Annotated in this window: 19 protein-coding genes, 1 tRNA gene and 2 pseudogenes; 14 read left to right on the forward strand and 8 right to left on the reverse strand. The window is 42.7% G+C overall.

All coding sequences use genetic code 11. The annotated features are described in order from the left end of the window. Nucleotides 1-26: 26 nt before the first annotated feature. A complete protein-coding gene (locus CDG79_RS03815) occupies nt 27-2,375 on the reverse strand; it encodes a lantibiotic dehydratase (protein WP_094340892.1) in 2,349 nt (782 codons plus the stop codon). After that, nucleotides 2,375-4,132 (reverse strand): MBL fold metallo-hydrolase, encoded by a 1,758-nt coding sequence (locus tag CDG79_RS03820; protein WP_094340895.1) that lies wholly within the window; start codon nt 4,130-4,132, stop codon nt 2,375-2,377. The genes CDG79_RS03815 and CDG79_RS03820 overlap by 1 nt, the downstream gene beginning before the upstream one ends. A gap of 185 nt (nt 4,133-4,317) precedes the next feature. Between CDG79_RS03820 and CDG79_RS03825 the strand changes: the two genes are divergently transcribed. From CDG79_RS03825 to CDG79_RS03840, 4 genes are all read left to right on the forward strand, one after another. Continuing rightward, nucleotides 4,318-5,835 (forward strand): tryptophan 7-halogenase, encoded by a 1,518-nt coding sequence (locus CDG79_RS03825; RefSeq protein WP_189524874.1) that lies wholly within the window; start codon nt 4,318-4,320, stop codon nt 5,833-5,835. Continuing rightward, entirely contained in the window at nt 5,820-8,504 is a 2,685-nt protein-coding gene (locus CDG79_RS03830; RefSeq protein WP_189524875.1) for a tryptophan 7-halogenase, read from the forward strand. Before CDG79_RS03825 ends, CDG79_RS03830 begins: the two co-directional genes overlap by 16 nt. 294 nt (nt 8,505-8,798) lie before the next feature. After that, a complete protein-coding gene (locus CDG79_RS03835; protein WP_094329817.1) occupies nt 8,799-9,023 on the forward strand; it encodes a type II toxin-antitoxin system HicB family antitoxin in 225 nt (74 codons plus the stop codon). Next, complete coding sequence (locus CDG79_RS03840) at nt 9,016-9,258, forward strand: type II toxin-antitoxin system HicA family toxin (protein ID WP_094329805.1); 243 nt, start codon at nt 9,016-9,018, stop codon at nt 9,256-9,258. Before CDG79_RS03835 ends, CDG79_RS03840 begins: the two co-directional genes overlap by 8 nt. A 304-nt stretch (nt 9,259-9,562) precedes the next feature. On the opposite strand, the gene CDG79_RS03845 is transcribed toward CDG79_RS03840, so the two are convergent. Then, a complete protein-coding gene (locus CDG79_RS03845; protein WP_094340904.1) occupies nt 9,563-12,013 on the reverse strand; it encodes an ATP-binding protein in 2,451 nt (816 codons plus the stop codon). Between the two features lie 339 nt (nt 12,014-12,352). On the opposite strand from CDG79_RS03845, the pseudogene CDG79_RS43370 reads away from it, so the two are divergent. The 6 genes and pseudogenes from CDG79_RS43370 to petJ all read left to right on the forward strand — a co-directional run. Further along, nucleotides 12,353-12,490, forward strand: a pseudogene (locus CDG79_RS43370) (sugar ABC transporter permease); the annotation flags it as partial. After that, nucleotides 12,435-12,935: pseudogene (locus CDG79_RS03850) on the forward strand (carbohydrate ABC transporter permease); the annotation flags it as partial. The pseudogenes CDG79_RS43370 and CDG79_RS03850, both read left to right, overlap by 56 nt. Nucleotides 12,936-13,062: 127 nt before the next feature. Then, on the forward strand, nt 13,063-13,278 hold the full coding sequence (locus CDG79_RS03855) for a hypothetical protein (protein WP_094329803.1): 216 nt from the start codon (nt 13,063-13,065) through the stop codon (nt 13,276-13,278). A gap of 132 nt (nt 13,279-13,410) precedes the next feature. Beyond that, nucleotides 13,411-13,902, forward strand: a complete 492-nt coding sequence (gene psbV, locus CDG79_RS03860; RefSeq protein WP_094329802.1) for a photosystem II cytochrome c-550 — start codon at nt 13,411-13,413, stop codon at nt 13,900-13,902. 206 nt (nt 13,903-14,108) lie between these two features. Continuing rightward, on the forward strand, nt 14,109-14,528 hold the full coding sequence (gene petE, locus CDG79_RS03865; protein WP_094340907.1) for a plastocyanin: 420 nt from the start codon (nt 14,109-14,111) through the stop codon (nt 14,526-14,528). A 244-nt stretch (nt 14,529-14,772) separates the two neighbouring features. Further along, the gene (gene petJ / locus CDG79_RS03870; protein WP_094340910.1) at nt 14,773-15,117 is read left to right on the forward strand and encodes a cytochrome c6 PetJ; all 345 of its coding nucleotides are present in this window, start codon (nt 14,773-14,775) and stop codon (nt 15,115-15,117) included. Between the two features lie 252 nt (nt 15,118-15,369). Here petJ and CDG79_RS03875 read toward each other — a convergent pair whose 3' ends face one another. Then, nucleotides 15,370-16,872 (reverse strand): hypothetical protein, encoded by a 1,503-nt coding sequence (locus CDG79_RS03875; RefSeq protein ID WP_094340912.1) that lies wholly within the window; start codon nt 16,870-16,872, stop codon nt 15,370-15,372. 619 nt (nt 16,873-17,491) lie between these two features. Between CDG79_RS03875 and CDG79_RS03880 the strand changes: the two genes are divergently transcribed. Both CDG79_RS03880 and CDG79_RS03885 read left to right on the forward strand, forming a co-directional pair. After that, on the forward strand, nt 17,492-18,187 hold the full coding sequence (locus CDG79_RS03880) for an esterase/lipase family protein (RefSeq protein ID WP_094340914.1): 696 nt from the start codon (nt 17,492-17,494) through the stop codon (nt 18,185-18,187). Between the two features lie 427 nt (nt 18,188-18,614). Beyond that, a complete protein-coding gene (locus CDG79_RS03885; protein WP_094340917.1) occupies nt 18,615-19,274 on the forward strand; it encodes a cytochrome b N-terminal domain-containing protein in 660 nt (219 codons plus the stop codon). Between the two features lie 227 nt (nt 19,275-19,501). Here the strand turns inward: CDG79_RS03885 and CDG79_RS03890 are convergent, their stop codons facing one another. Beyond that, nucleotides 19,502-21,421, reverse strand: coding sequence for a cation:proton antiporter (locus CDG79_RS03890; RefSeq protein ID WP_094340919.1), 1,920 nt, complete (start codon nt 21,419-21,421; stop codon nt 19,502-19,504). 329 nt (nt 21,422-21,750) lie between these two features. Here CDG79_RS03890 and CDG79_RS03895 point away from each other — a divergent pair. Then, a tRNA-Glu gene (locus CDG79_RS03895) sits at nt 21,751-21,823 on the forward strand. Nucleotides 21,824-21,904: 81 nt separating this feature from the next. Here CDG79_RS03895 and CDG79_RS03900 read toward each other — a convergent pair. From CDG79_RS03900 to CDG79_RS03910, 3 genes are all read right to left on the reverse strand, one after another. After that, entirely contained in the window at nt 21,905-22,519 is a 615-nt protein-coding gene (locus CDG79_RS03900) for an SRPBCC family protein (RefSeq protein ID WP_189524876.1), read from the reverse strand. 8 nt (nt 22,520-22,527) lie between these two features. Beyond that, complete coding sequence (locus tag CDG79_RS03905) at nt 22,528-24,549, reverse strand: sensor histidine kinase (RefSeq protein WP_094340925.1); 2,022 nt, start codon at nt 24,547-24,549, stop codon at nt 22,528-22,530. 882 nt (nt 24,550-25,431) lie between these two features. Next, nucleotides 25,432-25,767, reverse strand: coding sequence for a hypothetical protein (locus tag CDG79_RS03910; RefSeq protein ID WP_012409307.1), 336 nt, complete (start codon nt 25,765-25,767; stop codon nt 25,432-25,434). A gap of 436 nt (nt 25,768-26,203) precedes the next feature. Between CDG79_RS03910 and CDG79_RS03920 the strand changes: the two genes are divergently transcribed. Beyond that, entirely contained in the window at nt 26,204-26,710 is a 507-nt protein-coding gene (locus tag CDG79_RS03920) for an HNH endonuclease (protein ID WP_094341025.1), read from the forward strand. The last annotated feature ends 6 nt before the right edge of the window (nt 26,711-26,716 follow it).

Here is a 26,716-nt window from a genome sequence, read left to right on the forward strand (position 1 = left end):
AAACTGACGAAAAAACTCTCTCCTCCTCATTCCTCTGTGTCTCTGTGGTTCGTTTCATTTGGGTAATTTATTTCTTGGAAGTCCCTAAAGCCATTTCCTGTACGCAACGACCACCCATGTTCTGTGCGGGCAAAGGGTAAGGCCAGTTCTGCCATGTAATGCTGTCCTTTTGGGTCAACTAGCCAAGGTTGATTGACTAACTCTTCTACAATTAGCCATCGGGTTTGTTTTTGCAGGTCTTTTTTGAAAAACGACTCAAGAGACAAAGGGCTATCTCGATGCAGAATCAGTGAATGCTTGCCCTCTATTTGCAGATTGAGCAACATCGGCCAGCCATGTTCAGAAGCTAATTGCTGCCACCTTGCGAATAACTCTATTGCAGATAACGTGGCGAGTTCTGCTAAGATTTGCCCACTCAAAACTGTCCTCCGAGGACGTAATGTCGCTTCTTTTGGCAGTTGAACGCGAGGAGTGAAACGAGGTGCAGTCAGTTCAATCTGCATCGGTAGGGTGGCAGCACGAAAGATCGCCGTCGGATTATCTTGAAAGGTAGTCCAAAGTAATTGTTCAGAGATAGGGTCGCGGGCATTAACCGCAGCCAAGGAGAACCAAAACACTGCTACTGGGTTGGGGAGCGATCGCAATTTTAAAAAAGGCAGTTGTGTTTTTGGGTCTAGAAAGATTTCTGCATCGGCGAGGGATGGAGTATCTTGACTCGCTCCCCATAACTCAATGGGAAGAAGGTTGAAATGGGGACGAGCCAGTACATTTGGATTTGACTCAAAGGGACTTTTTAGTTCTGCGATTTGAATTTGATGTTGGCTTGCCAAACAGTCAAGCTTTTCTTGAAACCAAGAATGCAATAAATTATTTTCATTCAATAAGTCTTTAAACCGAGCAAAGATTCGCACCGGATCGTCACTAATCCCGTGAACTACCAGTTGGAAAGACTCAAATAGACCCGCGAACAAGCAACCGAAAGGAGCCGTAGACAACGACTTTGGCGAATTGCTGCTGGTTTCGAGAACGACTACCTCATTATTTTGCGACAGCGATCGCTCCCACGCCTCTAACCGGGTGACAACTTCAGGATGGCTATGAGCGGTTCTCATTTCGGAAATCAGGGTGGATTTGAGATCCCCTAGTGCAACACCCGTCGCAAATTCTTGTTTCAGTCGCTCACGAAACGCCATCCGCATTGCCGAGGCTGGACTTGCATCATTAATCCAGCAGCGCTCATAATCTGCAAGTGTTTGCAACAAAACGTTTTGCTGCACCTCATCAATGGCAATCCGAAACGGTAGCCCCAAATCGCAGTGCAACACTGGCTCGGATAGCTGGGCGAGGGTAACATCAAAGGCTTGGGCAAGTTCTTGAATACAAGTCTTTGCTTGTTGCAGAGAATCTGCAAGTGCATCCAGAGATATTACCTCAAGTTTTGCCGCGAGAGGATCGCAAAGACAATGCAGTTTTTGGATAGAACTATTCCAGAGACACCGATCTGACTCAATTAGCTTGTCTGCCACCACTGTTAAGCCTTCCCAAGGACTTTCAAAGCGATGGGGTAGGTCGAGTCCGCCTAAAAGCACACCGCCATCAATGAAGATATTCAAAATATCCTGTATTCCTGCTGCATGGTTCCAGCGAGGTGAGGCTGCTACTGTTTTGGCTAGTTCGTCTAATGTCCCCAGATCCAGTTTGGTCAGTTCTGCCAATAAAATGTCCACAACTTCTTGGAATTCAATCTCACGCTGCTCGACTAACCCCTGTGGAGTGCGACCCCAAAAGAGCCAGGAACCATCTGCTTGTCGTCTCAAGGTGGGATTTAATCGCCAAGTTGTATTTTCACGATAAATTGAACGTTGAGCTAGCGATCGCAATATCGTTTGAAAAGGACGCAGATCGGGTGTAAATGAATACTCAGCCGCAGCCGAATCGTGCCGCACTGTCTTGGCAAACTCGACTAAACTCACACCAGCCCATAAGCCATAAGGTGTTGTCCGTCCCGCAGCCCGCGCTAGATAACGATACAGTGCCGTCTCCAGATGCCGAATTTTTTTAGTGCGTTTTCCCTGTCTTTGTGGCAGCCCCCGCTGTACCTCCGTGACGAGTGACGGATTAGACAACAGCAACGCTTTCATAAACCATGAATCTGCTGCGGTCATCTGCCAAAGGCGATCGCGCTCGTCTTCATGCACCTGCTGATAAGCTGTTGTATATTCCTTCCAGGTATGAGCATCCTTTGTCCGGCTGGCTGCCAACGCTAGGCTGGCAAGTTCCTGATTTCCAAAACTCTGAATACTCTCAATTGGCCAAGCAGCAGCCCGCAAGATACCAACAGGGGCAAGCTCAAATTGCTTTCTGGGATGATTCATCAATCGTTGGTATCCCGTCGTGGGCGGGCATATCTAGCTGTAGCTACGCGGCGATGATTGGTGAGCAGTGGCTCAATCACCCTAGTGTAATGTTGCTCCAGTTTCAAGACTGCGGTGAAATCTCGCATCACGGCTGAGTATCCCTCAAGACTCAAACCTGCTTCCTTTAACCATTGCTCTGTATCTTGGCTATCGAGTAAATCAAACTGCTCTCGAAAGGAATCGGACATTGTTTGAATTTCCATCTCAGAAATCTTCAGCCCCAAGCGCTCTGCTTCTTGAACTGCCAAATAAGCCAGTAGAACTTTTTTGTTCATCACTTCTTCGTTCTCCCCTAAACGGGTGAGAATCTGAATATCATTGGCACTTTCTGGTGATGGTGCTTTCTCAGACTCAGCATCAGCCGGAACGAGAGAAGTTTCGCTAGTCCCAAAATGACGAAGATAGTAAGTCAGTGGGTCTGAGGGGAAATCTTCGGGTGTCTTTGGCCACTTTGGACACTCAAAACGACCATTGCGTACAGAAATGACCTTTTCATAACTACGAGCCTCACCCGCCAGCCAAAAAATTAGCCCCGGCATTTTGCCCGTCATCACATCGTCAAGAGCTTGTCCGGCAATGTGGGTAAAGAAGTTTGCTTCTGGATGCTCGCCTGGGAAGACAGAAAAATCCTCTGAACGAAAATCAATGGCATAGTTTAGCCGTTCTCCATCTCCAGCATGAACCACCAACTGCCAAACAACCTCCTCGGCAGGGAAATTAGTCCAACTGCTGTGAGTCTGTTTGACCTGATGTTTGAGCCACGAAACCAACGTCCCTGCCAGGAATACATCTAGCTTTTGTTGGAAGGTACGCCGTTCTTCAGATGTAGACAATCCTGTGAGGGTGCTGATATCAATTGGTTCCCAGCGCAACCCAGGAGATGGCTTTTCTCTAACGAAATCAGCTAACTGTTCGTGTCGTTGTGGAGGTTGTCCAGCTTGAAGTTCAATCACATCACCAGGACGCACCGTTTTCGCTCGCTCTGGGGAACCAAGCCGACGTTGCAACAAGCGAACCGTTTCCTCTGAACTTAAGGGAAACGCATAGCGGTTAAACCAGGCGTGCCGACCACTAAAGCACAAACCGGAAGCGTAAGGGAACACCAAAGCCGGGTTGCAAGCACACGCCGCTTCCAGCCAGCTAACTACCCCTTGGCGATCGAATGTTGCTCCCATGCCGTGCAAATAGCCCATACTGGCACGTACTACTGGCTGATACTTGGTTGAAATTAAATCAATAGCGCCGTACTCTTGGGTAATTTTTTCTCCAATTTCCGCCGTCACTTCTGCATCTGCCATGTGCCAGAATGTGCCAGTTGCATCTCGCACTAACAGCCCAAACTCTGGTTCTTCATGGTCTGAAGGAGTCGGGAGCAAGTGAGTTTCTCCGAGGGCGATCGCTTGCCAAGGCTGACAGATTATGATTTTTGAGAATCCGATCTTTTGCAGTTGTTCGACCAATGCCGGTTCATCCGCAGTAATTACAGGCAGTTGGCGCGGCAGCTTCTTAAGGGTTTCTAAATGAAAGTGATCGAAATGTCCATGAGTCACCACCAAAGCTGTCAGGTTTGGTAGTTTGTCTAATTCAAATACCCGACCGGGATGGTAAGTAAGTGTACCGCCGACAAGTGTATCCGAGAAGCATGGATCGAGCAGGATGCGTTGATCGATAGTTTCAATGTATAAAGCAGCATGACCACAGATAGTGACACGCATGAGAATTGTTTCCGTTGTTGGTACTGTCAGAAAATCCTAGCCGATTTGAACAGTAGAAGGGGAAAATCTTTAAGGAAGTTAAGAAGCAAAGGATCGATTGCTAAGATTGGTAGCAAATAATTCCCAAATTCCATGAAGCTTGCATACTAGAGTACAGAACAATACTGATAGACAGTTTCATTCATGTGGAAAAAACAATACATAATGTCGTAGTTTTGGGTGGAGGTGGAGGTAGTGCTGGTTTTCTCTCTGCCTTAGCGTTGAAGGTGAAAATGCCCTGGTTGAACGTGGTTGTAGTGCATTCCACGAACATTCCCGTTATTGGAGTGGGTGAAGCGACTACCGCCTGGATACCTTGGTTTCTACATAAGTACCTAGAATTAAATCGAGAGCAATTTTATGAAGAAACACAACCTATTTGGAAACTAGGAATTAAGTTTATTTGGGGAGATTCTACTCAGTCTCACTTCAACTATCCTTTCGTGACTCATCTGGCAGATAAACTCAGTGTTCTGAGTAAAAGTACTGCCTACTATTGTCTTGATTCAACTACAGAATCCAGTATTTATTCACTGTTGATGGAGCAGAATAAGTCGCCTTGCTTCCAAAGAGAGAATGGCGATTTTGTTGTTGATGAACGCTTTGGATACCATATTGAAAATACAAGTTTCGTTGCTTACTTAGAAAGAAGAGCGGCAGAACTTGACATCAAGATTATTGATAAAGCTGTTGTAAATATTGAAGTTGCAGAAAATGGCTACGTTCGCCAACTGAAATTTACTGATGAAACAACATTGGCTGGCGATCTATTTGTTGATTGTTCTGGTTTTCGCTCCACCTTGCTAGGAGAAACTCTGCAAGAACCCTTTTGCAGTTTTTCTAGCAGCTTATTTTGCGATTCTGCTGTCACAGGCAGATGGATGCGAGATGATGCAATCCAGCCCTTTACAACCGCTCAAACTATGCAGAGTGGGTGGTGTTGGCAAATTGATTTGCAGGATAAAGTTAACCGTGGCTATGTATATTCATCTGGTTTTATCAGTGATGATGATGCTCTACAAGAGATGAAATGTCAGAATCCCTTGATGGGCGATGAGCATAATCTTATTAGGTTCAAATCAGGGCGACATCAACGATTTTGGGTGAAAAATGTGGTCGCCGTTGGCAACGCATCGGGTTTTGTCGAACCGCTAGAATCAACAGGATTACACATGATTGGCGAAACCATTAAATGTGTGTGTGATGTGTTGATTGATTCAGACCAGCAACCAAGCCCAGGATTAATTAATCTAGCGAATCTAGCGAATCGAGCGATCGCCCAAAAGTGGGATGATATTCGTGACTTTTTATCGATTCACTTTAAATTCAATCGCCGAGTAGAATCAAAATTCTGGCGGCACTGCTGGCATAAAACTGATATTGGTGATGCCGAAACAGTAGTAGACTTTTTCCAAAACAATGGCCCATCGCCAATTGGTCAAATTCTACTCCGAAAAAATAGTGTTTTTGGATATAACGGCTATCTGAATCTACTTATGGGTCAACAGGTTCCCACAAAGTATCAAAGCGACAATGATACCTTGGATTTAGATAATTGGCGACAAGTCAAAAACCATTTCATCAAGAATTGTGCTAACGCCTTACCAATTCAGGAGGCGATTCAGGTTGTTAAAGAAAGAAAATGTCAATGGCTGACTTCATAGATCCCATTCCCCAGGTGCCTCGAATTAATCCTAATGCCCATTTAATCCTCAGTGAAGCCGATGAGGTTTGTAGTTGGGTGGGCGGCGAAGCGTTCGTCCTCGAAGGCATTCAGCCCAACATTATCCGCAAACTGTTGGCGCTGATTGATGGAGTTCGTCCGCTTGAAAGAATTTATGCTGAACTTGCAGATTCTGGCGATCGCAATTACTTAAACGAGATCGTCTTGGCTTTAAGTAAGCTGGATATTATTGAAGAGGTAGTAACTGAAGCCTCACCCCAAAATCATCGCTGGGAGTTGCCCATAGTCTCTAAGCAGTTAGGTCAAAAGGCGATCGCTTTACTAGGCAATCACCAATTACTTAATACTCTCGCTAAAACCTTTGCTGCCGCAGGTTTTGATAATCGTCGCGCTTTTTACCTGAAGAATTTTGCATCCTGTCAAACGCCTGAGTTTCGCGCCCTTGGGCAAGAACGGATACTCGTCAACGGCACTTCAAAATATCTGTCATCGCTAGCGCCGACAGTATACCAAGATAGTCTAGACTCTGTTAGTATTTCTGGCTTATCTCAACTCTTTAAAGAATTTGACTTTGTTATTTGTGCTTTGGAAGGTATACCATTTCAGGCACTGTTGGATGTCAACAAGTCGGCCCTAGCCAGTGGCACTCCATGTTTATTTGTCACGGCTTCCCAGGAAACAGCACTCATCGGCCCAACAGTTATTCGAGGTGCAACCGCTTGTTTTGGCTGTCGAATCATCACTTTAGAAGGGTTGCCACCTGTATTTGAAGATATTTGGCCGCAACTTTCAACCCCAATCGTTGCCAAGGCGGATAGCGGAATTTTATCCTCTGTAGCCCAGGCTTGTCTTGAAGAAGCTATTTCCCTTCTGGGCCCGACCTTAACACCAATTCGGGCAACCAGCGTTTTGAAAATTACAGAGGAGGGCGATGCCTACGGCGGGCTATGCCTACGCACCATTAAGCGGCTTCTCCCTAGTAGTGAGTGCCAAGAGTGTACCCCCCGACTAGATGAACCGTTGGGAGTTATTGAACGAAGTGCGATCGCTGCTGCTGCTGAAGAAATTGGGCGGATCTGGCCAAACTCACCCAAGGCAGCAATCCCCCCAGCATCTGATGCTTACCAAACTGTGGGCATTTTGGGGGGCGGCACAGCTGGTTATCTCGCGGCTTTAGCCTTTCGTGCTTTCAGACCAGACATCAAGGTGACTTTGCTAGAATCGAGTGCCATACCGGTGATTGGTGTGGGCGAGGCGACTACTCCAGAACTCGTTAAGTTTCTCCATAGTCCCCGCTTTTTAGGGCTAGATATCGTTGATTTCTATGAGAGAGTTCGTCCGACGTGGAAGTTGGGGATAAAGTTTCAGTGGGGACTACCCGATGATTATGAATTTACATTTCCATTTCAGCGCGGACGCTTGCTAGAATCTCTCCTTTATGATTCAACGCTGAACAATCAGTCATTGGGGGCAATGCTGATGAGTGCCGATCGCGCTCCCATTTTCGATCGCGGCGATGGTACTCCCTTGTCTCTACTTCACCAGATTCGCTGGGCGTATCACCTCGATAATCGGCGGTTTGTTCGTTACCTCCGAGAAGAAGCGATCGCTGCCGGCATAGAACATATCGATGTAAAAATTTCTGATGCCCAGATATCTGCCGATGGTGAAACCATTACCCATTTAATTACCGAGGATGGGCGGCAACTAACTTACGATTTATATATTGATTGTTCGGGTTTCCGCTCGTTGTTGCTAGAGCAGAAACTTGGCTCAAAATTCGTGAGTTACCAAGATACCCTCAGCACCGATCGAGCGATCGCTGCTACCGTCCCCCATAATGGTACAGTTAAACCTTACACCCTAGCCGAAACCATGAATAATGGCTGGTGTTGGAATATTCCCTTTGAGGATGCCGATCATCGAGGTTACGTATTTTCTTCAGCATTTTGTAGTGATGACCAAGCTTTAGAGGAAATGCGTGCTAAAAATCCGGGGATGGGCGATCCTTGGGTGGTGAAGTTTCGTTCCGGGCGACATGAGGATTTTTGGAAAGGCAACGTTGTGGCGATCGGTAATTCCTATGCTTTTGTTGAACCGTTAGAATCCACAGCCATCCACACCATCGTTTTGGAATTAGAACTTTTACTTACCAACTTTCCCGCATCAAAGCGAGATGAGGGGATCAAATCCGTACTTAACCGCAAGATGAGCGATCGTTGGGATGCCCTGCGCTGGTTTCTCGGAATTCATTACAAGTTCAATCACCGTCTATCTACTCCCTTTTGGCAAGCAGCCAATAGGGATACAGATATCTCTGGCGCAATAGAGCGATTAGCGTTATTTAGTGAGCGGGCCCCCCTCTCTTACCGAAATTCCCTGTTTTATCCACTACATCCTCCAGACTTTTTCTCTGACGATCACTCTTATGACACACTTTTAGCTGGGCAACAAGTACCCGCCCGCTTTATGGAACCCGTCGAAGATCCAGCCACTTGGCAACGCCAAATGGCGATTCTCAAAGGTCTAGCCAGCACTGCAATGCCCCAACATGAAGCCCTCTCCTGCTTGCGCGAGAAACGGCAAGATTTGCTTTACGACTTTGCCAAGCGCCGAGATAGTTGGTTACACACCTGGCTTCCTGCCTAGTGAATTACTGTTCCTATCCCTAATTACGAAGAATTACGGATTGGTACTTTACGCTCTATTATTCGCCAATCAGGATTAGCTCGTGCTTTATTTGAGGTTAATTAAGCCGAAAAGGTACTATGGAGTGGTACATCACCACTGGGTGTATAAATAATTTCACCGCGAGTGGCATTTTGTTGAGTGGTTCCTGACTGCTGTGCTATCTACAACCCTCGGTTTCTCGTTGTCGCGCTTCCTAACGAGAGGGGGATGAGAGGTGATAATATTTATTGAATGAGCAAAGGTAACTTTGATATGTCGTATAAAGTTAGCATTGTTATTGAAAAAGATGAATATGGATATTATGCTTACTGCCCTGAATTACCTGGTTGTCAATCTCAAGGTGATTCCCTAGAAGAAGTACAGGCAAATATTAAAGAAGCAGTTGAGCTTTATATAGAAACCTTGTCAAATTCAGAAAAACAGGCGCTTCATAACAAGGAGATATTCACCATAACCTTGGAGGTAAAAGTTGCCTAAGTTGCCACGTTTGACTGCAACAGAAGCTGAAAAACTATTATTAAATGCAGGCTTTATTCAAATTAGAAGTAAAGGAAGTCACAGGATTTATTTTCGAGAAGAAGTGAGAGTAGTAATTCCTTTTCATTCAGGAAAAGTATTGCACCCAAAAATAGTTAAACAGGTTCTACAAGCTATTGATATTTCAGAGAATGAAGCGACAGTAGAAGAAGTAGTACCTGAGACTGATGATTAAGAATACTACCCTGCCAAGCAAAGTGACGTGTGCGAAAAAATGGGTTTTATTGATGAACAATACTCGCTTCTCGACTTATTTAAACATCCAAGGCGGACGAAAGCCTGTGTAGCCGCGAATCCCATGAGCCAAGGCTTAAATTGACTTAAGTTGACACCTATGGCGATCGCTACTACTCCTAGGCTTGTTAGCAGCAGTTTTCGAGGATTAAAATATCGCATATTCCTAGAGTTATTTTCCAACACTGCCAAAAGTAGCGATGTCTACGACGGGCTACGCCTACGCCATTTTTATTGAGCTATTGCTAATACAAAGCCCATTCTAATTTCAGAGTTTCTAACTTAGGATTCTTTACACTCATTCTCTTACACTCTTCCATAAATTCTTTGACTTGTTCCTCGTTAAGACTTAAACCGCCATCTTGCAGATTATTGATATAAGTAATGACATCTGAAGTTGTTAAAGCCGAACTTATTTCTTCGAGAAGAATAGCATTTCTAACTTCCCGACAAACCAACTCAATATCTGATGAAGTAAATCTTACACTTTTTTCTGCCAGGATTTCAAAGTTAACTAGCTGATTTATATCAATTTTTGACAGATAGTGTTTGAATAAATCTATTCTTTCTACTTGAGCAGGTGGGAAAACAGGAATCTTCCAATCAAATCTACCAGAACGTTTTAAAGCACTATCAATCCCACTCAAATAATTAGTAGCAGCAATGACAATTACATCACTATTTTGAAGATTGTTTAGTTCTATAAGTAATTGGTTAATAGTTGCTTTTTGGTCTGTATGTGCGTTGTCTTCATTACGATTAAACCCAATACTGTCTAACTCATCAATGAATAAAACTGAAGGAGCTTTTTTCTTAGCTTGAGCAAAGATATCTCGAATATTTTTTTGACTTTGACCTATCCAAACACTGATAATATCAGCAGGAGAGAACTTAAAGAAATATCTCCCAGACTCATTAGCAAAGGCATTTGCTAGTAGGGTTTTACCGCATCCCGGTAATCCATAGAAAAGAATTCCCCCAATTGAACCCTTGTGTCCCTTAGATTGAAGCTTCAGGAGTCTAGTCAGTTTTTCTTTTTCTTCGTTTAAACCTTTTACTTGGCTAAAGTCAAGCTTAAATTCTTTGACGCGGTTAGTAACTGGATATGCTTGTACTAAACTAGGTTTTTTAGCCCTATACGCAAAAGATGGATAGTCGATTGAATCAAATGATACTGGGACTAATTGGTGTTTTTCATAATCAGGAGCCATGATTACAACCTGGAAGCGATCGCCATAATATCCAGACAACTTATATTCTAATATTTCCTTAGCTTTTTTTAGTTGGTAATAGTTGCGTGCAATCTCAAAACCGGGAATTACCAGCCAAAGACTTTCTAGTTTATTTGGCCATACTTTTGATTTTCTCAAAACTCTTTTCAGGGGATATAAAAAGAGATTATTGTCCTGAAATTCTTGATATTTAAGAGTTTCTATTTCAACCGCTACCTGATTTTTTACATAGACTTCTATGATTTCGCTTTGGTACTCTTCATCCTCTTCTGATGTATCTTCATCTGTTGTTTCCTCATCCCTGGAAGTCAACTCAACTTCACAGCCGATATTAGACAATTCATATCCTAGACTTTCTAAGGTTTTAATAGCAAAATACTTGAGATAGATATATTCTTTACTTTCCTGTTGCCACTTCAGACTGTAAAAATGTTCTGGTTTTATCTTCAGCAATAACTGTGATTCTGCCTGTATCTGAGCTTTTTGTAAATCTAGAAAATAGTCTCGCAAAGATACATCATCTTCCTGGATTTCATAATGTGGAAGTTCCAACAGTAGACGGAAATGGGCATATACTTCCTCTTTATGTTCAATAGAGACTTCATTTGGATATTTACACCTGAGAGTAAAAGTAAAAGGAATTTTGCTAGCAACTCTATCTACCAAGTATCCTAAAGCATCTTCTTGCTGATGAGCTTGGATTTCTAATACCGATGGGCAATGAAATAAAATAAAAAACTGTTCAGAATTATATTTATTGGCATATAGAGATATCTGTTCAAACTGCCGATCGAATTTTTCAGAATCAAGCAACTCTAAACCAGTGTTGCCAAGTATAATACTGGTCATAGTTGAGCGATAAAACTGAAAAATACTAGCATCAGAGAGAGGATTTTCTTGCTCATCTTCACAATCTTTATCTTCTGAGACAATACTTGTAGGAATTTTCCTAGTGGCAGTTTTAGGTATAGTATTATAACCACCATATTGAGATTTTCTAATTAATTCATAATTAAAGATTTTGACAACAATATCAGAGAAGAAATCTTCTACTTGTGGAATCAAAAAAATCCCTACTGGCTGGTGGGAATCCAAACATGCTTGGAATCGTTCATATTCTTGTTCGGAGCCAAAATCAAACAAGTAGTAGAAAAAATCATGTTTGACTGAAATCGCCTCTTGTCGTTTGACTGAAATTGATTCAGATTCAGTTACTTGATTAGTTGGAGCTATACCTTTAATAGAAATAGCTATCTTTGTATCTAAGGGAATATGCAAATCCAAAGGAGGATTTGCACAAAGTCCCAATTCATCAAGAGCAGCATTAAAATCATCTATGAATGATTGACTTCTCCTCTGGTAGCCAAACTGTTCTATGATAGTTTTAACCCGTAGGCTTTTTTGAGTTTTACCAGTTCTCTGAAGTTTACTTTTAATCGAACGTAAGTAGGCTGTATACGACATTTTGTGTCCTCTTGCTTGAATAGGCTTAACTAGCATCCCCAAGGAAGCTAAATATATAGTTCCCTAAATTACATAAGCAGCTAACTCATACAACCGATATCTCGTAAATAGCCATTTTAGGTCTACGCTTTCAAACTTATTTAATCAAGTTAAATCTTTTTTGACAGGAGTACGATAAATAATCATACACAACCCATCCCTACAGCCGGGTTAGTGCAGGATTAAACGGAGGTTCAGTAATATTTGAAATCAACAGGCGACGGAGTAACCCCAGGTGGAACATCACAGAAGACTTGGCTGGGTATATGTTGATGATGCCCACCATACTAGTTTTGGGGACTCCTTAAGCCTGTAACCTTCTTTGTGGTAACAGTGGGGGTGATTGGGACTTTTCAACTTTTTGACCAGTCTTACATCTTTTCTGGCGGTACTGGCGGGCCAAATAACGCTACCTTATTGGCAGTATCCGACATTTTTGATTTTGAAAGCGATCGGCTGGCTAAATTCTTACCAAGGCATGATTGTTCTTAGCATGGTCAATGCCACTTTCATCTTCAAGATGCGGCAATTTTTTGTTAATTTTCTTAAAGAACTAGAAGAAGCCGCTCAACTAGATGGCTTAAATACCTTTGGAATTTTCCGATATATTGTCTTGCCTTTGGCAAAATCGGTGCTAGCAGCACAGACTGTTTTTGTGTTCATGGGAAGTTGGAATAATTTTTTACTGCCTATAGTTATCCTATTTGACCCAGAAATGTTTACCCTCCCTTTGGCGCTGAACACCTTCAAAGGTCAATACATCAGCTATTGGAACTACATTATGGCAGCTTCTATGGTTTTTACCCTGCCAGCTTTAGGTATTTACGTCTTTTTTAATCGTTACTTTATTCAAAGCGTCATTTTTACCGGAAGAAAAGGTTAAACCCCATTCCCAATGCCCCATTCCCCATTCCCCATTCCCCAAACAGTATTTTGGGCAACAAATTGCACTCCTAACGTGATATTGGTATTACAGCGACTCAATCTCTATCTATCAGTTAACAAGCATTATGGGTTTTGCAGACCTATCGATCGCAGAGATAGCAGCTGACTACAGCATACCTGTAGAAAAAGTGTTTTCTCTGTGCAACCAACTGGGAATCGCCTACAAACACCAAAAGACCCGTTTGGCGTTAGAAGATGCAAAGGCAATTATTTCCCAAATATCGTTTGAAACACACCCAAAAGGTACTAGCGACTTATTGGGTGATGACGAGGACACCTGAAGGGTGATCTTGGGCTTTAGCTAATCATTGATAGCTAATGACAAAAAACAATGAGTCATTAGTAATTAGCAGCTTGGAGATTGAGAATCGCTTTATTAGCTGTGTTGAGCGTAAAAATTTTTAAGGGGAAACATGTTTAGAAGACTAATTGGCGTTGTTGTGGTCACTGTTTTACTCTCGTTTCAGTTGCTTGTCGGTAGCGCGACAGCAGTGGAACTAGACAAAGCTACCCGAACAGTGCCATTAAATACTGAAGGTGAAGTTACCGTACTTAGCCTTAAACAAGTCAAAGAAGGCAAACGTTTATTTAATTACGCTTGCGCCCAATGTCATGCTGGGGGAGTTACCAAAACAAACCAAAATGTGGGCCTCGCTCCAGAGGATCTCGCACTGGCAACACCCAACCGTAATAACGTTGAAGGCTTGGTGGATTACCTGAAAAATCCCACCACTTACGACGGGGAAGAAGAGATTTCCGAAATCCACCCCAGTATCAAAAGTGCAGATATTTTCACAGCAATGCGAAATCTGACTGATGATGACTTGGAGGCGATCGCCGGTCATATTCTCATACAACCCAAAATCGTTGGCACTAAGTGGGGAGGCGGAAAAATCTATTACTAAATCCCGGAATTAGGATTGGGGATTGGGTATTGGGAAGAATTCAGTCCCCAGTCCCCAGTCCCTCATATTACTGATTCCACAGCTTTTTGCAATAAATTGCTCTCCATATCTTAAAAAAAAATTGTATCTATGACAGATTGTCATATTTGGTGTTGATTTTATTTAAAATGAGAAAGGAAAAAAAAATTGTTTGTTAGGAGAGAGCCATGAAATTTATTTCAGCAAGCTTGCGACGCTTTAGTTTAGCCGTGTTGACAATCCTTTTAGTTGTTAGCAGCTTTGCAGTTTTTACTCCCAGCGCTTCTGCTGAAACCTACCAGGTGAAATTGGGTACTGATAAAGGAATGCTAGCATTTGAACCGAAAAAGTTGACCATTAAACCAGGTGACACAATTGAATGGGTGAACAATAAAGTTCCTCCCCACAACGTTGTGTTTGATGCAGCCAAAAACCCCGGTAAGGATGCCGCTTTAGCAAAATCTCTGTCTCATAAGCAGTTGCTGATGAGTGCTGGTAAAAAGGAAACAACCACTTTCCCCGCAGACGCACCTGCTGGTGACTACACCTTCTACTGCGAACCTCACCGTGGTGCTGGCATGGTTGGTACAATCACTGTCCAAAGCTAGAAACGTTCTCATTGAAACAAGACCCTTTTTCTGTGAAATTACCTCATAGCAACACGCTACACTCCTAGAGTGACGCACACAATGCATAAATGGCGGTAACGAGTCCTACCCCACCCCTAAGACGCTAAACAACCCGTAGCGATTGAGGGATGAACTCGTTACCGCCAATCTCGATCAAATTTGACTAAATCAGGGATTAATCGCGTTTATACTCTTCCTGGAGGCTTGTTGCGAGGAAATTCTCTTGAGAATACTTTTATTAATTTTAATGTTAGCGATCGCTCTATTCAAATTGACATTCATTAGTCCAGCACTAGCTGCCGAAACATCCAACGGCGCTAAAATTTTCGAGGCTAACTGCGCTTCTTGCCATATAGGTGGCGGCAATATCCTTATTAGCCAGAAAACCTTGAAAAAGGAAGCATTGTCAAAGTACCTAGAAAATTATAATAGCGACTCTATTGAGGCGATTATCCACCAAGTGCAAAATGGTAAAAATGCCATGCCTGCCTTTAAAGAAAAGTTAAGTGCTGAAGAGATTCTGGAGGTAGCTGCTTACGTTTTTCAGAATGCAGAACAAGGCTGGTAAAGTTAGCCATCAAGGGTTATCAATCGAATGGAATATAGACCACTCTTAGGGGCACAGAAATACTCATACGTGTAAACTTAGAGCCAAGGCGCATGGAATTCGCAGCTAAAAACCTAAGTCCGCCTCTGCGGACTTAGGAAAAATTGAAGATTGGAAACCTACCTCAGTAGGTTTTGTTTTTGTAGATGCGGTTTATAACCGCCCTTGTAAAGTTAAGTTAACTTTTTTGAATCCAAAATCACCAGTAGGTAATTATTTTTCTGGATTAGATTTTTCTCTCTTTTCCTTCACTTGGCGCAACCGTTCTACTAATTTTTGATCCGATTGGGCAGAGGGTGTAGACTCAATCTGATTGACTTTCGGCAGTATTAAGGGTTGCGAAGTAGTAGCTGCTGATGAAGGCGCGATCTGGTTATTTATGATTGGGAGTTCAGATAATGGTTTGGGAGTAGCTGTTGGTGAGAACTGAGGCTGGTTGCCATTGACTCCCGGTGCAGCTAATGGTTGAAGAGTACCTTTTGAAGAAGGCGTAGGCTGATTACTTCTGATTAGCAGATCGGGAAATGGTTTAGAAGTGCCTGCTGGTGAGGGGGTAAGCTTATTATTGATTCCTGGTGCAGATAGTTGAGTAGTCCCAGTGTTGTTTTGGAAACTTAGGTTAAATGGGTAGGAACTAATCTGTTTATCTCCCTTGGGGGATTGCTTATTGAAGTATTCCCTTGCTTTTAATTGCAATTCAGGGGAAATTAGCTTGTCTTGAAACTTGATATCTAAGACCTTACCATCACGATCCACTACTAATACCCCCAAAACAGCGCCTTCAAGATTCGGCTTATCCGTAGGTAATGTTTGGCGAATGACTGGTTTTTGTTCAACGTTGGGGTATTCTTGCTGAACTTCTTTTCTCAGGTTTGCGTAGGAATCTAGCTGTGCAATTGCCAAATCAGTTCTTTTTCGAGATAAATTGGGTTCTTGTGATGTGCTTCCCCTCATTAGGGTTAAGCTATCCCCAGGTCTTGGAGCTTGTTTTAGAGAACTTATTAGCGAGTTTTGAGCAATTCTAGACCCATTATTACCTGACTGGATCGTTTGTGGAGTGGTATTTACCTGTGCTGCTGTAATGGGGTTAGTGTCAGAGAGGTTCGGAGATTGAGCATTTTGCAGAATATCATTAGGTATTTGCTGCGACTGCAATACTGGCAATGGCAATCTATTTACATCGAACGGCTTAGATACCTGGTATTTGGTATCACTGACATTCACACGAGGAACTGATGGAGAAAATTTGGGGGTGGTATTAAATTTAGAATTGTCAAATTTAGAGCCATCAAACCGCAAATTATCACTAGGAATCATCCGCAAAGTCTGCCTTGTAGGCACGGAGGAGACTCGATAGTTATTCGATGATTGGGGTAGCGGAGGCAGTACTAGCTGACTGCTAGATGGCGGTGCTGCCAATGGAGGCAATGTGGTTTGGGGGCTAAAGTTAGATGCAGAAAGTGGCGCTATTGGAGGAAGTTGTTGTAAACCAATTTGGGGGGTGCTTTGTGGCAAACGGCTTTGATCGGCTTGGCTCAATTCCAAAAGTCCAACGGTTTTGGATGATGCTGTATCTTTGGGTTTGCTAGAATCCATAGGCATCAATGGCACAATCATGGCGATCGCACCGTGGATGCCAAGAGAAGCTATAGCCGCTATCCCAATTGGCTGGCTTAAAACTTCTGGTATATTTTTAAACACGGAGACGTAAGACATAGCTGTTATCGTTCACTCGGCTCAGTTGCAGTTGACTAGCGATTTTCTCTTTCCGAACTATATTGCAAAATATCGCAATATACGCGTCCCTCTAAGGAAATAATAATTTCCTCTCATGGCAATCAAAACGCCAAAATTGCCATTTATTCAGGTTTGTAGTTGTTTAATGAGACTGGATCATATCTTCAAATTTGAGCTTGCTAAAGAGGTATTTGAAAAATTACTACTTTTGGTTTTTTATTTTTGTGACGCACACAATTAAAATTAATATCTGGGATCTTTATTAAAGTTTAAGTCAAGGTACAAGTCTGAGTACATCAAAACATCTGCTCAAGTTGCCTTGTTTTTCTCCGCTTTTCCATTCAACTAGGCTTGTGTAACAGATGGCACATTTGCTTGTCTGAGCTAGTCCCTATGTGAAAATACTACCATATCGGCAGCCTCAAAACTGTTGCAAGTTGTACAATTTTATTGACATTTTAGTTCTAAACCCCACCAAAGCTATTTAGGCTTTTCTGATAAGGAGTTCAGTTGTGCGATCGCAATTATAGCTTTTGAATTCTGACTACTTCTTCGTCAAAAAGTTTCAAACCCTCAATCATTGCATCAAAAACTCAAAATGCCGTTACCGACAGTTATTGTACCGGGATATCTAGAAAGCGCGAGCGCTTACCGCCAACTAGAACAATCCTTACAACAGTTAGATTTTCCTACAGTTACAGTACCACTGCGACGGCGCGACTGGCTACCCACTATTGGCGGAAGACCAGTAACACCAATTTTACAAAAACTCGACCTGACAATCAAGCATACATTGCAGCAATATAATGCTACTCAAGTTAACTTAATTGGTCACTCCGCCGGAGGTTGGATATCCCGCATCTACATGGGAGAAAAGCCATATTGGATAAACAGTAACGCTAAACCCTCCCTCTGGAAAGCGCATCCTTTAGTTGCTACTCTCATCACCTTGGGTACACCCCATATTAGCCAAGAACGCTGGACACGCTCCAATCTAGATTTTGTCACTAATAACTACCCAGGAGCTTTTTACAAAAACGTTCGTTACATTTGTGTGGCTGGAAAAACTATCTTTGGACAAAGGCGGCGCGGTAGCTGGTTAGCTTACAGTAGTTACCAATTAACCTGTGGTAAAGGCAACACTTGGGGAGATGGAATCACACCGATTGAAGCCGCTCATTTGGAAGGTGCAGAAAATCTGGTAATTGAAGGTGTGAGACATTCTCCTAGAAGTCCTGGAATTTGGTATGGCTCACCAGAACCCTTAAAAGCTTGGGTGCAATATTTGATTTAATCTAATATCTTTCGTTATTTCCAATAATTGTTTAGCAATGAATTACTAGGCTAAGAGCTAAAGTCGTCTTTAGACCACAGGATTTACGGACTGAAAACCTCAAACCTAGATCGCTCCTTTAAAAAGGCTACGGTGTACACACAAGTCTTCTAACATTATGTGAGGTTCAAAATATTTAACTTAATGCATAATAATACATAAAAAAATCAAATATTGGCAGACAACAAAACTTCTTTTTTACTTTCCAAATACACGAGATAACTTATGAAAGATTTAATAAAAACAGTTGCAAGGCTAATGGTTGTACTTACCCGCTCGAAAATATTATAAAAATTTATTTTTCTTTGAGAAGTGCAACATCTATTAATATTTCTTAGTTAAAATGAGAAAAGAATAAATACCTAGTTAAGAACAGGAGGGGTGAGCCATGCAAAGCACCCAGTTCGATAAGATTATGCGACGAATAGCGACGATATTATCAGTCGTGATACTTTCTCTGTGCTTAATTTATGTCTCTACAGGAGTTTTGCTGTCTTTTTACTATGAACCGACAGCAGGGGGTGCTTATAACTCCTTAAAGATGATTAATACACAAGTGCCATACGGCTGGTTGTTTTGGAGAGCGCATGAAGTTGCTGGTAACGCAGTAATTGCGATCGCTCTGATTCAAATTGTGGTGATGTTTTTAGGTCGCCAATTCCGCAAGAGTTGGCTGACTGCTTGGGTTAGCGGGATTTTGTTGACATTAAGTGCGATCGGGCTGGACTGGACAGCGATGATCCTAGATTGGACTCAGGAAGGATACTGGCGTTTTAACATTGAATTAGGAACCATCGAAGCCATTCCTTTTATTGGTGGGCAGCTGCGCGACATCCTAACTGGGGGTGGAGCAATTAATACAGTTACTGTCGAACACCTTTACACAATACACAGTTATCTGATTTTGGTGGCGACCCTAATTCTTGCCATAGTTCATTTAGCTGCTTTACTGTGGCAGGAATGGGAAATGTCTCAAGAAGGGCCAAGACCAGAAATTGATAATTTGCCACAACCATCAGAAGGCGAATTTGTTCCTACCCAAAGCTGAGTGCTGTTAGCGGATAGCTAACAGTATGAATTCTGTACGAGTGGCGGATAGCGACGCGAAAAGCGAGTCATCGAGTGTCTGAATAAACGGGTTTAAAACCCCCACCGAATTGAAAATTTGGTGGTCTTAAATCAGTGGTGGGTCTGAATTCCCCACTGATTTATTCTGACTCGTGAATTCTGACTTCTGAATTCTTCTTCAAATCTTCTTCCTCCTGCCACCCTGCCTCATCCCCCAGAAGCTTCAGTAGCGGAAAGTTGAGACAATTGGACTAGGGACAGGTCTTCAACCTCTGGTAACTTTTCTAGAGAGAGAGGAGTGGATTGGGTAGCACCAGATAAGCGTTTTAAAAGGCTAGGTCTGGGGTCATGCAATAGGTAAATAATGCGATCGCCAATTTCCCAATCTTGGTTAACTGGCATTACCTGTAAGCGTTCTTCTCGTTCTACCAGTAGCGGTATCAACACCCCAGTCCGAATCTTTTCTTGAATGCGATCGCACTGACTAGAAAATTCCAACTCATTTAGCGTAGTTGTGCCCAGCTTGACTCGCCCATCATTTAAATATTCATTCCAAGTCTTAATCGCTAAGTCTGGGATAAAAGCTTGATTAACTTTACTACTAACCGAAATACTCGCTTGCGGATCGCGGGGGAAAACAGCTAAAACACGCGGCGGCTTAAATTCCTCGGCTGCTCGTTGAGCCAAAACAAAATTCACCTCGCCATTACTTGTCATCGCCAAAAAAGTCCCCATCGAAGCAAGTCCCGCCTCTTCCAAAACAGCAGCATCTAGTCCACTACTGGCAATCACCCGCAGATTTTGCGCCTCAGCTTGCACAAGACATTCGGGGTCAGTATCAATCATGACCACATTTTCTCCCCGTTCTTGAAAGAACCGGGCAATCAAAAGACTCAATGGATTACAACCCACAATCACTACCCCAGTTACGTCCTTGGAGGTGATTTGCAGCCATTTAGCAACCCAGCCAGCTGTTAGCCCTTGGCAGACAACAGTCATAATAATTGTCAGGAAGACTAAAGCTTTGATGGAATCACCACCGTTAATGCCACGCTGGGTTAGGGAAATTGCAAAAAATGAAGCTACAGAAGCGGCAACAATTCCTCTAGGAGCAACCCAGCTTAAAAATAGTTTCTGTCGCCAATTTAGATCGCTGTTCCAGGTACACAAGAGGATATTAATCGGACGAACGACAAACATTAATACCAAAACAGTGAATAAACTACCCCAACCCAAAGCAAACACACTGGCAATGGATAAATCGGCGGCTAATAAGATAAATAGCACTGAGACGCTGAGAATTGTCAGTTGACCCTTAAAGCTCCTTAACAGCCGTTCTTCTGGAACCGAGGAGTTAGCAAAGACTGCTCCGGCAACAACTGTTGTCATGACTCCCGATTCACTGCGGATAATTTGCGATAAGGCAAACAGACCCCAAAGTATCGCCAACACCACTAAGTTTTTTAGCTCGAATGAGAGAAAACTAGCGCGTTTGAAAATCAAGCTCATCAGATAACCGCCAGCACCACCAATTGCCGCACCAACAACCAGGCGTATAAGTAAACCAACGATCGCATTAATTGGATCGGCATCACCGTTCAAAATAGTATCGAGGACAACGAAGGCGAGGATCGCTCCTACAGGGTCAATTAAAACTCCTTCCCCTTCCAAAAGTGTTGCTACTTGCCGATCTACATTGATTTGTTTAAGCAAGGGGCCAACGACGGTTGGGCCTGTCACCACAATGATAGAAGCATAGAGAAAAGCTATATTCCAAGGAAATTCACCCAGCCAATGGGCAGCCATACTCCCACCAAGCAGTGTAATCAGCGTTCCTTGAGTGACGAGCAATTGTAAGCTGACTGAAACTCTGCCTAACTCTCGCAGATCCAAATTAAGTCCGCCTTCAAACAAAATTATTGCAGTTGCTAGGGCGACAATAACTTCCAATCCAGTACCTAGCACATGGGGATGCAACAACCCTATGCCATCAGAGCCGAACAATATGCCTAACAGCAATAACAAGACAATGCTGGGTATGCGAAAGTATGCAGCCAGCACTTGAGCGCTAATGCCTGCAAAAACAGCGATCGCCATCTGTAAGGTAATTTCAAAAGATGCTTCCATGTTGGAGATTTTGAGCGATTTATTTCAAAATCTTTGGTAAAAAATCGTAGAGATTTAACTCTACAGGGTACAACATCATACCCTTTGTCCCTGACAGAATGTACCGTTTTTTCTATCTGAACTTCTCTCTAAATTCCCAGCGCCAGAGGCTGACCTACCCTGTGGTTTCCCACAGGAGTATCTACGAAATTCTTTTTGTGTTTTCAATCTCTTTGTATCCTCTTCAAGCTTTTACCTCCACCCAGTTTAGCTGCCACAAACTTTTTTTCGCAAAAGCTGTTGACAACAGCCGGAAAATTAGTTAATTTATAAAAGGTCATGAGTCCGATGCCCCCATCGTCTAGAGGCCTAGGACACCTCCCTTTCACGGAGGTAACGGGGATTCGAATTCCCCTGGGGGTACTGAAAAAGTAAGAAGCGTATCTTTTTACGAGTTGATAAATGAAAACGGTCATTCAGAGATAATTCTGAATGACCGTTTAGTTATACATACGGTTCTTTGCTAGCTAACTCTTCTACACGTTGGTGAATAGCTACAAGATTTAACCGTAAGTCTTTACTCAGGCGGTTTTCAATGATTCCTACTGGCATAGTGAGCTTCGGCCAAACTTGAATTGTGTAGCAAAGATTTGTTCCTACATACTCACCAAGGGAATAAGGCTCTAAACACCAGCTACCAGAAAAGCCTTTAAAATCTCCTTCTACCATCCGAAAATTAATTTCTTTGGGGAAGCATTCTTCCAAATCCAGAACCACCCGCGCCGAAAAGTTGAAATTAAGTAAGCGCTGGGAGCCTACTTGCTCCAGTCTAATTCCACCATTGGGATGCTCAATTAGACGACTTTTAGCGAGGTTGGGTAGAAAATCAGGCAAGGCTTCATAATCTGTCAGAACCTTCCAAATATGTTCCACTGGTTGGGGGATTTGAACTTTGGCGCTGATTTGTCGCTGTCGCTCTGCTATTTTCTGAATTTGAACTTCAACCTTAGCTGCCAAAGCGACTATATCAGCATCAGCAGTTAAATCCCCTTCGAGGTTGGTGTCATCGTTAGGAGACTGGAAATCAGGGTTCTCTGTTGCGTTCTGTTCTTTAATCACGTTCAGAATTATGGTTTGCTTTCGTCAGAAAATTGGGGCAGAGTCAGGGTAAAGCAAATTTCGCTTTGTTCAGAATCCGATATTGGGAGACTCTCAACTGCGATCGCTCCATTCAAATGCTGCACTAAAGACTTGACTAGAGCAAGTCCCAAGCCAGTCCCTGGAGTCCAACGCCCTTTTCCACGACGGAACTTGTCAAAGATATAAGTTGCTTCTTCCTCGGAGATGGCATGTCCTGTATTCGTCACCTTTATGATAACTCGATCGATTTGTCGATCGAGTTGGTGAACAGCTTCCAAATGGACGGTGGTATCATGTTGTGAATATTTACAGGCATTAGTTAACAACTCTTGCAGGATACGGTCAAAACTCTCCAGTTCAGTTTGCAGTTTTAGCGATTTCTCTGGTAAATCTACAGAAATCTTTAATCCCTTCTCTGCGAGTTTTTTCTCAAAAGATGCTGCTATGGCCTGGGTTCTAGTATTTAAATCTATAGATTCTAATTGTGGAGCTTCGTGAGGCGACTCTAGTTTCTGGAGTGTCAACAAGTCATTAATCAAGTTGATTTCCTTTGTGCATTCCTGCTCTAGGATATCCATGTATCTAACTTGACGTTCTGGTGCGATTCCTGGCAAACGTAAGTTCCGAATGGACATTAGCATGTTTGTCAAAGGATAACGCAAGCGATCGCTCATGTTGCTCAAAAATTCATCTTTGAGTTCATTGAGTTTTTGCAGCTGCTCAACATACTGCCGTGTTTTTTCTTGCATTTTTCTCTGGAGTTCCAGACTACTCTGGAGTTTCGCCGTCCGCTCATCTACCAAAGTTTGCACTTGGCGCAATGTCTGTGACTGAATTATGGCGTTACTGACTTGAGCGCACACCATTTCTACAAGTTCTAATTCTGGTGTTTGCCAAGTGCGAGTAGTAGCTTGCTGTAGCACCAAAAATCCTAAGATTTTACCTTGATTTTCTAAAGGCACTAATAAAACCGCAGGCAATTGCTCTATTGCAAATAATGGAGCAGCTGCCGAGGTATCATTTTGCTCTGTATAGTTATCGAAGATGACTGGTTTTCCAGAATCTATGAAGGGACGCTGGCATAAACTACATTCTGAAACCAAGAAAGACTGATCTACTAAAGTATCTGGTTTAGTAGTCCGGGAAATTTGTGCTGCCTTAGCCCATTCACCAACCACTCTAGCTTTCGCTTTCGGAACTTGTTTTTTACCTTGAGTCCTAAATAATGGATCGGTATATTTTAGTAGTATAAGTAAACCTCGATCTGCCTGTAGAGATTCGGCAGTAGAGGCAATAACTAACTGGAGCATTTGATTAAGCTCCAAGTTGCTCCGATTCAGTAATGTTAACTGCTTGATCAAGCTCTGATACTGATCGCCTTTTTGCAGATACTGTTGTTGATGAGTAATTAGTTTAGCTTGTGCCACTTGAGAAAAAGCGATCGCACAAGCAGACTCTACCTCTTTGAGTAGTTGTTTTTCTGATTCACTCCAATCATAGGGTTGGAATTTAATCAGATTAATCACCCCATTATTATTTTCACCAAACCTGGTGGGAATTGCCAAAACCGCTTTTATGGGTAGCGGTAAATACTGACAGCCAATTACCAGACTATTCTGAACGATCGAAATGTCTTCAATAGTCAATGGTTCAGCAGCACATTGTAGCACTGGCGAGTGCATAAGCAACTGTTCCATCGAAAACATCTCTTCTGGATGTGGCAACCCTAGATACTCATCAGCACACCAATTAATAGTAGTCATTTCATCGGATGTATCACCCGTTACTGAAACCAAACAGCAACAATCTACCTGAAAAGCAGATCCTAGCAATTGGGCAATATCTTGCAACATCAATGCTGTAGCGGAGGTATTGGCAATGACTTGATTAATCTTTTGTACCAACTGGCGGGCAGTTTCTTCCTGATGCTGCATCAGCTTGACTTGGTAAGTTTGTAGTCGATCTACGTCATCTACGTATTGTGGCGGCGACCATAAAGGCTTTTTCATTCTTGGCACGCCCTTGGATAATAAACCCATTGTTTTTGCACCCAACCCCTTGGCATATTCTTCACCGTTAGTTGTGTTGCTACACCTTGATAATTGACAAATTTTATATGAATACTTTCTCTCACCTGTTATAGCCCTTTTCTTTGGCAGATGGCCAAGTTGCTGCTATATAAAGCAAATTGCTACATGGGTAATGAGATACTTAGGATACTCTAAAATGACTTAGCCTGATTATTTTTAGCTGCTTTATCTTCTTTAAATTTAGATAATTAACTAACTTCGACTCAGAATATCCTGTCTGTAAGTATACATAAACCGTAATTTCTCTGGAATCTCAGGGTAATTCCCCATTCATAACGGTAATAACACTGAATATATTTTAAGGAAGTTGTAAAATTTTGTTTTTATTTTAATCCTTTAGCCAGCTATCCTTTGATCTGTATTGCTCTCAATCCAATATAACTAAGCCGGAGCATCAAACCAATTTTTGATTTTGGATTGAAAGAGAATGCTGCCTTAGTTACAGGACGAAGTTTGGGGCATGAACTAAAAAATCTAAAATTCGTAGTAAAACCAAATTTCCTTTTATAAGCTACAAATCTTAACAAAAAGTTCTACTCATTGGAGAAGATAAAGCTTAATTCTGAATGCAGCCCAATTATTCAGTAATAAGACTTACGCACTGAAAACTTGAAACCTCGTTTGCGTAGCCCACTCCCCCTAACAAACGACAATTGCTCCACTCAGAGATATTCAAGTGGAGCAATTGACTTCCCTTAAAAAGCGGGGATCTGAAAGAGCCAACTTTTTAAGGGGGTTGGGGGAACTCTTGTGCGTAAGTCCTAAATAAAATAACTAGGCTGCATTGCCTGAATATCAAGACTATCCAGCCAAACTCTCGACACTCAGAGGAACCATATCGCCATTCCTCGTTAGTCCTAACAACATCGGTTCTTGGGGTTGAATTAGTTGACCTGTGAGTACACAGCGTTCTTCCTGTTGAGCTGTGGCAGCTATGCTAGCTCGAATGTCCGCTCGCGAAAATCGAGGCTTCCATTCACCTGATTTTTGCTGGACATAATTCCACAGGATATCTCGAATCAGAGCTTGATATCCCTGATTCCCAGCTATTTCTTTGAGCTTATCTTTGAGTTCGCGCTCTAAGCGGATGCTGGTAACTTCCATATCGGTGGTTGGGGTGCGGGCGATCGTATGCATCACTATTTCTCCTTAAAACTATAGACAGGATAGTAATACAAGTGTAGTATGTTTAAAGGAATGTTCAATAGGTGAAATTTTCTGTGAAATCCATTTGCCCCATCTCTACTTCAATTTTGTGCCCTACCAATTGCCGAGCCAGTTGGGAATCAGCTGCTATGGGAGTGGAGTATTTATTTATGGGCGATGGTGGCCAAAATTATGGGCAAATCACAGAGGGTAATTATGATTTCAGACATCTCAGCATAAGTGGCTTGATTGCAAAACCACAACTAGATGAAGAAAGCGGGGGGTACAGGCAAAGGAATACTGTACCGATATGAGACCAGAAAATTTTCCGGTCAATTCTAACCCCCGCTTCACCCAAACAGGAAGCGGGGGTTTTTTTATAAGGAGTGAAGCTGTGACGATATCTCCAATGCGCGGCGCGAACGCAATGCAAGTGTTAGAGCAATCTGTGGTGGTGTTTTCTCAAAATTACTTGCCACTGTGTCAGATCAATATCAAGCGGGCGATTGTGCTGTTAGTAACCAACAAAGCTCAACCGTTAGGTTTGACCACAGAAGGCGGATGGCGAGTTCACTCACCCAACTTGGTAGTTGATGTACCAAAACACATTCGCTTAACGATCGCTTCTAATGAGCGGATGTGGAAAGTTCCGCCAGTGAATCGAAAGGAAGTGTTGCGGCGAGATCGTTACAGTTGCCAATATTGCGGTACTGGCAAACATCTAACGCTAGATCATGTCATGCCGCGTTCTAAAGGCGGTTCTCACACTTGGGATAACGTAGTCGCAGCTTGTGAGAGATGTAACTCCCGTAAAGGCGATCGCACCCTGTTTGAATCTGGTATGCAATTACGTACCAAACCAAAAGCGCCAATTCACCCCGCGATTTCTTTTGCCGAACAGTTTTGGATAGATATGCAAGGAAGCCTGGAATAGCAGGAG

It is taken from the genome of Nostoc sp. 'Peltigera membranacea cyanobiont' 232, from assembly GCF_002245985.1.
Taxonomy (GTDB): Bacteria; Cyanobacteriota; Cyanobacteriia; order Cyanobacteriales; family Nostocaceae; genus Nostoc.